This is a genomic window from Rhizobium sullae (assembly GCF_900169785.1).
GTDB lineage: Bacteria > Pseudomonadota > Alphaproteobacteria > Rhizobiales > Rhizobiaceae > Rhizobium > Rhizobium sullae.
Genome location: NZ_FWER01000142.1, coordinates 1 through 2,605, shown reverse-complemented (window position 1 = coordinate 2,605; position 2,605 = coordinate 1). Strand labels below are relative to the sequence as shown.

The following is a 2,605-nucleotide window of genomic DNA, read 5'->3' as shown; positions in this document are numbered from 1 at the left end:
CCTGGTTCCGACGACATCGTGTTTCTCAAGCAACGACCTTATCTGCCGCCAGGTACGTTGCGCCAGATTCTTGTGCGCCTGGAGAATGCAGGCGAAATTTCGGACGAACGAATGTTCCAGGTGTTGCGCGAACTTGATCTCGAACGGGTCGTGAGCCAGGCGGGCGGCTTGGATAAGGAGCAAGGCTGGGAAATGTCGCTTTCGCTGACCGAGCAGCAGCTCTTAGCCGTTGCGAAAGTTCTGCTCGCGCCGCCGCAGGTCGTCTTCCTGGATCGAGTCGACACGACGCTGGGGTCCAAAAAACTCCGCAAGATCCTGCGCCTCCTTTCCGACCGTTCGATCACGTGCATCAATAACGGAGAAGCCCACGACGCGCGTGATCTGTATCACGCGGTCCTTGAGTACAGTGAGGATGGTCGGTGGACGTGGACACCGAACTGAGGCTGATCTTTACTGTAATGGCTCGCAATAGCTACCGACCAATCACGATCAAGAGCAACGCCGCTAGAGCCGCCGAGGTGATGAGCCGCGATCAAGCACCCTGCGGAACGTCCTGAAAGCACGCGGCTTTCAGTCAGACTGCAACGACAGCCACCCGCCCGAGAAGCCCGCCCGGCGCAGGCCAGCCACGATCGGCGAACAGCGGCGCATGATATTCCAGAGTGGGCCCGTCCGGTAGTTCTCGACCGCCAGCACGATCGGCCCCTGGTCAATGCCGAAATGACACGGAGATATCCACCATTCTGTGAGATTGTCTTCCACCGCAAACGACTGATCGAATGACGGCTTGAATCCGTAAAGGAGCGTCATTCCAAGGGGCATCCGGGCAAAGTTGCGGACCGTCGGTACGACGATCTCTGGTGCGAATGGCAGCGAGGCAATGACAACCCACGGGGCGATCGTCCCATCGTCAGGGCCAAACGGAGCACCGCGGACGATATAGTCGAAGAACTGCCGCTCGACCCCATTGACTTTCCGCGTGATCCAGCCGGGCCCGTCGCACGCCGTAAAGCCCCAGCAATATTGCCCGTAGCCGACGAAGTTCATTGGATTGCGTATCGCGTACTCCTGCTGCACAAAGGTCGCTTGTCGGCTGTTCTCGAAAACGGCTGACTACGCCGCGCTCTACGACAACGGGACTTGACGTGTCGCTCTGCGCGTCACCGCGGATGAAGAGTATGACTGCTGCACCCCACTTCCGAAAGCAGCCAGTGGGCTTTGCACGAGCCATACCCGCGAGCGAAATTTCTACCAGGCAATCATGCGTAAGCTATGCAGGATGACCTGCAGACCAAGAGCTGCCTGGGTTACCCCGAGCACCACTGCCAATACCTGAAGCGAAGTTCCGATCCTCCTCAGAATGGTCTCTGCGAAAATCATGGCCACCCAGTCCAGCGCCAGGATCAGCAATACGATAGCAGCCACAGTGAGGCCTTCCGCTTTGCGGCCGCCCGCCAACGTCGCGAAAACGATTACCGCGGCGATACCATAAGGCGTGACAATCGTCGGAAACGCCAACGGAGTAAGGGCCAGTCTCAGATCTGGCGGTTGGCCCGGCTCAGTCGGCTTATCCGGCAGGCTGGCAGATTGCTGCAAGACGGTTCGCAATGCCACGAGAAACAAGATGATGCCTCCGGTCATCGCCAGTACAGGCAGTGAGATTTCGAAATTCTCAAGCATGGTACGTCCAAGCAAGCCAGCGATTGCCAGCGCGGCCGCCGAAAAGAGGATCGCTCTCCTGGCCATCGAACGTCGAAAGGGAGGGTCGCAGTTGCTTGTGATGGCCACGAAAGGCACCAGGATCTTGATCGGGCCAAGCATCAGAAAAAGCATGAAGAACATTTTCCGCGCGCCGAACTCCACCTCCGGCGTGCCCGCTCCAAGCGGCGACTGCGCAAAGGACTGCATCGGAAAACAGGCGGGCAGGATCATCGCCAGAGCGAGAATTAGGAGAATCGATCGACCGGCCAGCCGCCGCCGGCGTTTTTCATGATGGATTAATTGGCACGAGCTGATAAGGCCGAGCGCGTAAGATAGGGCAGCCCCAGAGGTCATGTCCCGCAGCCACGTCAACGATGACCAGTCTCCAGCCAAGAGAGCGCCTTCCTTTCACTTGAAGCCGAAAAGCCGGCTTCCGGGGTGAACGAGATAGCCGGCGATGCGCTGAATGAACTTTAGAACTCTGCGGTTCACTACAATCGCGATACGTTCGACCCCCCGAAATCGGGCGCCTCACCTGAAGCCCAACCCCTGCGTTGAAACGAGGGCGGCAGTCGGCTCTATCCGCGTGAGACGATACACACCCGACCTAGAGCCATCCCCCCGAAAAACCTGCTCGGCGCAATCCCGTCACGACGGGCTTGCATCGGCGCATGATGTTCCAGAGCAAACCGGTCCGATAGTTTTCGATCATCAGCACCACCGGACCTTGGTCAATGCCAAAGTGATAGGGACTTACNAGAGCAAACCGGTCCGATAGTTTTCGATCATCAGCACCACCGGACCTTGGTCAATGCCAAAGTGATAGGGACTTACCCACCATCCGGTCGGACTGTTTTCGACGGCATAGGTCTGGTTGAACGACGGTTTGAAACCGTAAAGCCGG

The 2,605-nt window shown here is 58.1% G+C and carries 1 protein-coding gene and 3 pseudogenes; 1 reads left to right on the top strand and 3 read right to left on the bottom strand.

Annotated elements, in window-relative coordinates; all coding sequences use genetic code 11:
- Positions 1-441 (top strand): annotated as a pseudogene (locus tag BN1800_RS41915) (ABC transporter ATP-binding protein/permease); the annotation flags it as partial.
- A gap of 129 nt (positions 442-570) precedes the next feature.
- Here the strand turns inward: BN1800_RS41915 and BN1800_RS39300 are convergent.
- The 3 genes and pseudogenes from BN1800_RS39300 to BN1800_RS44375 form a co-directional block, all read right to left on the bottom strand.
- Positions 571-1,113, bottom strand: a pseudogene (locus BN1800_RS39300) (glucoamylase family protein); the annotation flags it as partial.
- Positions 1,114-1,248: 135 nt separating this feature from the next.
- A complete protein-coding gene (locus tag BN1800_RS39295; RefSeq protein ID WP_244564828.1) occupies positions 1,249-2,055 on the bottom strand; it encodes a MarC family protein in 807 nt (268 codons plus the stop codon).
- 253 nt (positions 2,056-2,308) lie between these two features.
- Positions 2,309-2,605 (bottom strand): annotated as a pseudogene (locus tag BN1800_RS44375) (glucoamylase family protein); the annotation flags it as partial.

Bases quoted from the DNA above. Each gene is read 5' to 3' on its own strand.
- BN1800_RS39295 (WP_244564828.1), bottom strand. From the start codon at position 2,055: ATGACCTCTGGGGCTGCCCTATCTTACGCGCTCGGCCTTATCAGCTCG.